Here is a 7,160-nt window from a genome sequence, read left to right on the forward strand (position 1 = left end):
TTGGGCCCCAACGCCGCCATCGACGGCCCCTGGAAAGCGCGCGCCACGCCCAGCAGCGCCGCCACCACGAACAGCGCCGCCATCGGAACCTCTCCGGCCAGCGCCAGCGCCCCCGGCACGGCGGCGCAGGCGATTTCGAGGGCGACCGCGGCGCGCGCCATGTGCCGCCGGTCCATGCGGTCGGCAATCACGCCCACCAGCAGCGCCAGGCAGAACAGTGGCAGGAACTGGGCCAGCCCGATCAGCCCGAGCAGGAAGGCCGCCTCGTCGCGGCTCATGCTGGCTCGCGCAATGTCATAGACCTGCCAGCCGATCACGATCACCAGCATCATGCCGGCCACGGTGGCGAAGAAGCGCGCCAGCCAGAAGGCGCGATAATCGCGCAGCTGCAGCGGTGCAGGCAGGGACAAGCTGGGCATGGCCCCGCATAGCCAGCCGCTGTCGCTGCGGCAACGTGGCGGCAACGCAAAGGCCGCATCGGGCGGACGAATCGTCGCGTGCGGTTTGCCGACTCGGGGAATCAATGGTATTTGCTAAATCCCATGGGCGGGTTGCGTTATCTCCCGGGCTTTGTATTGGCCCTCACCTTGGCTGGCGTTGGCGTCGCCATGATGATGATGGCGTGGGTCGGCTGGACCATGGGCATCAATTGGTATTGGGCGCTCGGCGCGCTGATCCTGTCGCTCGGTGCCGGCTTCAACGGCTATCTGGTCGTAGGCATCTATTTCTTCGCGCGCGAGTTCATGAACTGGGAACAGCTCCAGTCCATCGCCTTTGCCCTGATCGGCATGATGTACATCACCCCGGCGGTCATGCGCGACATCGGCCTGATGCTCACCGGCAGTGACATGACTGGCCGCGCCTGAACGGCGTTCGGCACGGATTGCCGGCTGGATCTTGACGCTGCCCCAGCTCTACTCCGCCAGCGTTACGAAGCTGTCGAGCACGCGCTTGCGTCCCGCTGCACCGAAGTCGATCTCCAGCTTGTTGCCGTCGACATGCACCACCACGCCTTCACCGAACCGGGCGTGGAACACCCGTGCCCCGCGCCTGACGGCCGGCGCCGGGGCGAGTGACACGGCGCTCACCCGTGCTTCCTTCGGCACGGCGGCGCGCGGCCCAAAGCCGCCGCCGGCGTTTTGGGCGGCGCGGTTCCAGCCTGGGCCGCGCCCGGTGCCGCGACCGACATCGGCGAAGGGATCATCGCCGGCCAGTGCCGCCCGCCACAGGCTGGGCCCGCCCGACAGCGTGGAGCGGGTGGACACATGCGCGTCCGGCAGTTCGGCGATGAAGCGGCTGGGCAACGCCGCCGTCCACTGGCCATAGACCTGGCGGTTGGCGGCGTTGATGATGTGGGCGGTGCGCCGGGCGCGCGTGATGCCCACATAGGCCAGCCGGCGCTCCTCCTCCAGCGCGGCGGTGCCGCCTTCGTCCAGCGCGCGCTGGCTGGGGAACACGCCCTCCTCCCAGCCGGGCAGGAAGACATGATCAAACTCCAGCCCCTTGGCGGCGTGGAGGGTCATGATGGTGATCTTCTCGCCGTCGCCCTGGGCATCATTGTCCATCACCAGCGCGACATGCTCCAGGAAGGCGGTGAGCGAGGGATAATCGCCCATCGCCCGCACCAGTTCCTTCAGGTTCTCGATTCGCCCATCGGCCTCGGTGGACTTCTCCGCCTGCCACATGGCGACATAGCCCGATTCCTCCAGCACCACCTCGGCCAGTTCGACATGGGACAGACTGGCCGCCATCTCGCGCCAGCGCGCTACGTCGGCGAGGAACGCCTGCACCGACCGCCGCGCCGCCGGGGTGAGCTCGCCGCGCTCCACGGCCAGCTGTGCGGCGCGCGGCAGCGGCAGGTTGCCGGCGCGGGCCAGCCCGTGCAGCGTCGCCATCGCCTTGTCGCCAAGGCCGCGCTTTGGCACGTTGATAATGCGTTCGAAGGCCAGCGCATCGTCTTGCGACTGCACGAGCCTCAGATAGGCCAGCGCGTCGCGGACTTCAGCGCGCTCATAGAATCGGAAGCCGCCGACGATGCGATAGGGCAGCCCGATGGCGATGAAGCGGTCTTCGAACAGGCGGGTCTGGAACTGGGCGCGCACCAGGATCGCCATGTCATTCAGCGAGGCGCCTTCGCGGGCCAGCCGCTCGGCCTCGTCGCCCACCAGCCGGGCTTCCTCCGGCCCGTCCCACACGGCGGTCACCGCCACCTTCTCGCCGCCGGCGTGGGTGGTGAACAGCGCCTTGCCCAGCCGGCCGCGATTGTGTGCAATCAGCGCGTTGGCGGCCGCCAGTATGTGCGGGGTGGACCGGTAATTCTGTTCCAGCCGGATCAGCTTCGCGCCCGGAAAATCGCGCTCGAAGGCCAGGATATTGGCCACCTCGGCGCCGCGCCAGCTGTAGATGGACTGGTCATCATCGCCCACGCAGGCGATGTTGCGTGCCTCGTTCACCAGCGATTTCAGCCACTGGTGCTGGGCGCTGTTGGTGTCCTGATACTCATCCACCATCACGTAGCGGAAGCGGCTGCGATACTCGGCCAGCACATCCGGGTGGGCCCGGAAGATCGCCAGCATGTGCAGCAAGAGGTCGCCGAAATCGCAGGCGTTCAGCGTCGCCAACCGTTCCTGGTAGCGGGCATAGAGCGCAGCGCCCCCACCGTTCATCCCGTCGGCATAGGCGTGGCTTTCGCCCGGCGGCACCGCTGAGGGCAACAGGCCGCGGTTCTTCCAGCGGTCGATCAGGCTCATCAGCTGCTTGGCCGGCCAGCGCTTCTCGTCGATTCCGGCCTCGGCGATGACCTGTTTCAGCAGGCGCAGCTGGTCATCGGTGTCGAGGATGGTGAAATCGCCCGTCAGCCCCACCAGGCCGGCATGGCGGCGCAGCATCTTGGCCGAAAGCGCGTGGAAGGTGCCCAGCCAGGGCAGGCCCTCGCTCATCGGCCCCAACAGGGCGGTGGTGCGCTCCTTCATCTCGCGCGCCGCCTTGTTGGTGAAGGTGACGGCCAGAACCTGGCTGGGAAAGGCCAGCCGGCTGAACAGGATATGCGCCAGCCGCGCGGTCAGCGCCCGGGTCTTGCCGGTGCCGGCGCCGGCCAGGATCAACACTGGGCCGTCCGTGGTGGTCACCGCCTCGCGTTGCGGGGCGTTGAGCCCGGCCAGCCAGGGCGGCACGGCAGCATTGGGGGAATCGGGGAGGGCAGCAGGCTCCATCCGTGAACAAGTATGGAACAAGCCGCCGCCTGCCAAGCACCGACTTTGGGGCGGCGATTCAACGCGCCGCTGCCGCCGCCGTTTCATGCCCCAGGAAATTGCAACCGATCCAGGGACGATGGGCATGACTGCAATGCTGGTGCCGCCGGTGCCGATCGCGCGTGATCTGGGCTGGCTGCAGCTTCTGGGTTTTGCCCAGGCCAATGATGGCTTCTGGGCCCGGGTGCGTGGCCACCAGCTGGCCCAGATGGCCACCAACTTGCCGTTCAACCTTGCGCTGCTGACCATAAACCTGACGATGCTGCTGGGCGCCTTCGGCCGCCAGGTGCCCTTTGCCCGGATCGCGCCCTGGACGGGTGGCCTCGTGCTGCTGTCGCTGTGGTGGGGCCTGCTGGCGATCTCGCTGGGGCGTCGTCGCCTGCTGGCCGGCCTGGCGGTGCCGCAGTGGCGGTTCTGGCTGGTCACGGGCGAGATCGCGCTGTTCGCTGCCAGCTGGGCCGGGCTGGTGGCCACGCTGGCACCCCGGCTGGGCGCCGAAGGTCAGGCGATCCTGATGATCTTCTCGATGATCTTTCTGGGCGCCCTGTCCAACTGTGCGTCCACCATGCCGGTGGCGGTGCTGGCCGTCGTGATGCTGATCGGCGGGGCCATGTGGGGGGCATTGCCGCCCGGGGCAGCCCTGCATCACCCGCTGTTCGCCCTCGGGCTGGCCAGCTTCGCGCTGATCAAGGCGCGGGCGGCGCTGGTCAACACCTGGACCACGATGGCCCGGCTGAAGAGCGAGGCCGAACTGCAGGAACAGGGCGAGGTGGTGCGCCTGCTGCTCAATGAATATGAGGCCAATGGCTCGGACTGGCTGCTGGAACTGGATGCGCTGGGCCGCTTCGGCCATGTGACGCCGCGCTTTGCCGACGTGGCGCGGCGGCGGCCGGCGGACCTCGAGGGGCAGCCGCTCCTGTCGCTGCTCGACCCCGTGCATGGCGGGGCCGGCACGGCGGCGCTGGCGCAGGCGCTGGGCACCCGCCAGCCGTTCCGCGACCTGGTGGTGCCGGTGCCGCTGGGCCGCGACATCCGCTGGTGGTCGCTGTCGGGCACGCCGCGCTTTGATGCCGGCGGCGCCTTTGCCGGCTATCGCGGGGTTGGCCGCGATGTCACCGATGCGCGGCGCGCCCATGAACGTATCGCCCAGCTGGCGCGCTTCGATCCGCTCACCGGTCTCGCCAACCGCAGCCTGTTCCGTGAAACGCTGGACGACGTGGTGGAACGGGCGGTGCGCAGCGGCCGGCCGGCGGCCCTGCTGTTCGTCGATCTCGATCGCTTCAAGGCGGTCAACGATGGGTTCGGCCATGCCGCCGGCGACCTGCTGCTACGCCTGGTGGCGCAGCGATTGCAGGCCGTGGTGAAGGGCGGGCGCGGCGAGCCCATATTGGTGTCGCGGCTGGGCGGCGACGAGTTTGCCCTGCTGCTGCCCGATGCCGATCCGGCCCAGGCTGCCGCCCTGGCGCAGCGGGTGGTGAGCGAACTGGCGCAGCCCTTCCCGCTGGGGGAGGATGGCGCGGCGGGCCGAGTGATGGTTGGCGCCTCGGTGGGCTGGGCTGCCACACCGCTTGACGCCCGCAGCCCGGAGGCGCTGCTGAAATGCGCCGATCTTGCGCTCTACCGGGTCAAAGAGCAGGGCCGCGGCGCCGCGCTGCGCTATGAAGCAGCAATGGCCCAGGCTGCTGCTCAGCGCCGCCGGCTGGAAGCCGATCTGGGCGAGGCGCTGGCCCGCCGCCAGCTGGCGCTGGTGTTCCAGCCGATTGTCGATGCCAGTGATGAACGTGTCACCGGCTTTGAAGCGCTGTTGCGCTGGCACCATCCCGAACTGGGCCTGATCCCGCCGCTGGAGTTCGTGCCGCTGGCCGAGGAGACCGGGCTGATCCTGCCGATTGGGCGCTGGGTGATCGAGCAGGCGCTGGCGCAGGCAGCGCAGTGGCCCGATCATGTCGGCATCTCGGTCAATCTGTCGGCGGTGCAGGTGGAAGATGCCGCCCTGCCCGACATCATCGCCGCCGCGCTCGCCCGCCACGGCGTGGCGCCGCGCCGGCTCGAGCTGGAGATCACCGAAAGCCTGTTCCTGGCCGAAAAGCCGGCCATCACCGACGTGCTGGCGCGGCTCACGGCGATGGGCGTCACCTTCGCGCTGGATGATTTCGGCACCGGCTATTCGGCGCTGGGCACGCTGAAGAAGGCCCGCTTTTCGCGCCTGAAGATCGATCGCAGCTTTGTGGCCCGTGCCATGACCGGTGAAGACGGCGCCAGCGGCGACGAAGCCAGCGCCATCATACAGGCCATTGTGCGGCTGGCCGCCAGCCTCGAAATGGCGACCACGGCGGAAGGCACCGAAACCCGCGCGGCCTTCGAACTGGTCAGGGAACTGGGCTGCACCCAGGCGCAGGGCTGGCTGTTCGGCAAACCGATGCCGCCCGAAGACGCTGCCCGGCTGGTGCGCGAACAGGCGGTGGCTTAAGGTTCATCGGCCCAGCATTTGAGCAGCGTGTGGGCGATGGCCATCGGCGGCGGCGCCAGCCAGTCACCTGCTCCGGCCAGCGCGGCGCGAACCTCGTCCTTGGTCACCCAGCGCACCTCTTCCAGCTCTTCCTCGTCCAGCCGCACGTCGAAGCCCTGGGCTTCGGCGAAGGCGGCGATCATCAGGCTCGACGGGAAGGGCCAGGGCTGGCTGGCAAGATAGCGCACGCGGCTTGTGGTGATGCCGGCTTCTTCCCACAGCTCGCGCCGCACCGCTTCCTCCAGGCTTTCGCCCGGCTCCACGAAGCCAGCCAGCGCCGACAGGAAACGCCTGGGAAAGCGCGGCTGGCGGCCGACGAGGGCATGGCCGTCCTTCACGGCCAGCATGATCACCACCGGATCGACGCGCGGGAAATGCTCGGCCTTGCAACCGCTGCACTGGCGGGCATAGCCGGCTTTGGCCAGTTGTGTGGGGGCGCCGCACACCGCGCAAAAGCCGTGGCGCTGGTGCCAGTCGATGATGCTGCGCGCCTGCGCCACGATGGCGGCTTCGGGCGCCGGCAGCAGGGCGCCAGCGGCGCGGGCGTCCAGCACCTGCCCGCCGAAATCGCTGACCAGCTCATCGGAGGGCGCGGCGGCGGCAAAGCGCGGCGCCTCCCCATCCATGCCCACGAAGATCGACAGCGCATCGTGCGGCACGTCCGAGCGATAGGCCCACAGGATGCCGGGCGGATCGCCCTCCTTGTTTCCGGGGCGGACAACGGGATTGAGCTTGTCCAGCACCAGCCAGCGGGCATCGGCGCGCGCGCGCAGGGCAATCAGCGCCGCCGGATCGCGCCGCAGTTCATCGGCCCGATCAAGCCGCCCGCCGGTGAAGCCGGTCACCGGAACATCGTGAAATATCGTCATGCCGCCTCTTTCCCTGCTGCCAGCCCCAGCTGCACCGCCTTCATGAACAGGGTCGGCAGGCCCGACAAGCCGTCGCGCGGCAGCCATTGCGCGTCGGGCAACGCGATGGCCGGCGGTTCCGGCAGCACCAGGCCCATCACGGCGAGTTCCAGTTCGAAATGGGTGAAGCCATGCCGTGCCACGCCCAGCGGCCGCCAGTCACCCGTTGGCGCCAGCTCGGGCGGGGGCGCCGCGCCCGGCCCCAGCCAGCCGCAACTGGGCAGCGCCCGCATGCCGCCCAGCAAACCACGCGCCGGGCGCACCACGGTCAGCACCCGGCCCTGGGCCTCCAGCCACCAGGCGGTGCCGTGGCGGGTGGGCCGTGCCTTCTTCGCGGCCTTTACCGGATAATCCTCCGGGTTGCCGGCGGCGCGCGCCGCGCAGGCATCGGCGATCGGGCAGGCCAGGCAGCGCGGGCGGCGCGGCGTGCACACACGACGGGCAAGGTCCATAAGGCCTTGGGCGAAATCCCCGGCCGTACCCGCCGGCACG

6 protein-coding genes are annotated in these 7,160 nt (G+C 69.3%); 2 read left to right on the forward strand and 4 right to left on the reverse strand.

Features of this window, described 5'->3' with window-relative positions; genetic code table 11:
* A partial coding sequence (locus tag GJV64_RS09470) for an MFS transporter (protein ID WP_164156999.1) occupies window positions 1-419 on the reverse strand: 419 nt, incomplete at its 3' end.
* A gap of 78 nt (window positions 420-497) precedes the next feature.
* Here GJV64_RS09470 and GJV64_RS09475 point away from each other — a divergent pair.
* Window positions 498-866, forward strand: a complete 369-nt coding sequence (locus GJV64_RS09475) for a hypothetical protein (protein ID WP_164157000.1) — start codon at window positions 498-500, stop codon at window positions 864-866.
* Window positions 867-914: 48 nt separating this feature from the next.
* On the opposite strand, the gene GJV64_RS09480 is transcribed toward GJV64_RS09475, so the two are convergent.
* Window positions 915-3,212: an ATP-dependent helicase gene (locus GJV64_RS09480; protein ID WP_164157001.1), complete on the reverse strand. Its 2,298-nt coding sequence runs from the start codon at window positions 3,210-3,212 to the stop codon at window positions 915-917.
* Between the two features lie 124 nt (window positions 3,213-3,336).
* Here GJV64_RS09480 and GJV64_RS09485 point away from each other — a divergent pair, with 124 nt between their 5' ends.
* On the forward strand, window positions 3,337-5,721 hold the full coding sequence (locus tag GJV64_RS09485; protein ID WP_164157002.1) for a putative bifunctional diguanylate cyclase/phosphodiesterase: 2,385 nt from the start codon (window positions 3,337-3,339) through the stop codon (window positions 5,719-5,721).
* On the opposite strand, the gene nudC is transcribed toward GJV64_RS09485, so the two are convergent.
* Together nudC and GJV64_RS09495 are read right to left on the reverse strand one after the other, a co-directional pair.
* Window positions 5,718-6,629, reverse strand: coding sequence for an NAD(+) diphosphatase (gene nudC, locus GJV64_RS09490; protein ID WP_164157003.1), 912 nt, complete (start codon window positions 6,627-6,629; stop codon window positions 5,718-5,720). The two genes, GJV64_RS09485 and nudC, sit on opposite strands and share 4 nt — an antisense overlap.
* Window positions 6,626-7,160: NUDIX domain-containing protein (locus GJV64_RS09495; protein ID WP_164157004.1), on the reverse strand; the 535-nt coding region annotated here is incomplete at its 5' end. The genes GJV64_RS09495 and nudC, both read right to left, overlap by 4 nt.

Origin of the sequence: Sandarakinorhabdus rubra (genome assembly GCF_010994245.1) — a bacterium.
GTDB classification, from domain to species: Bacteria; Pseudomonadota; Alphaproteobacteria; order Sphingomonadales; family Sphingomonadaceae; genus Sandarakinorhabdus; species Sandarakinorhabdus rubra.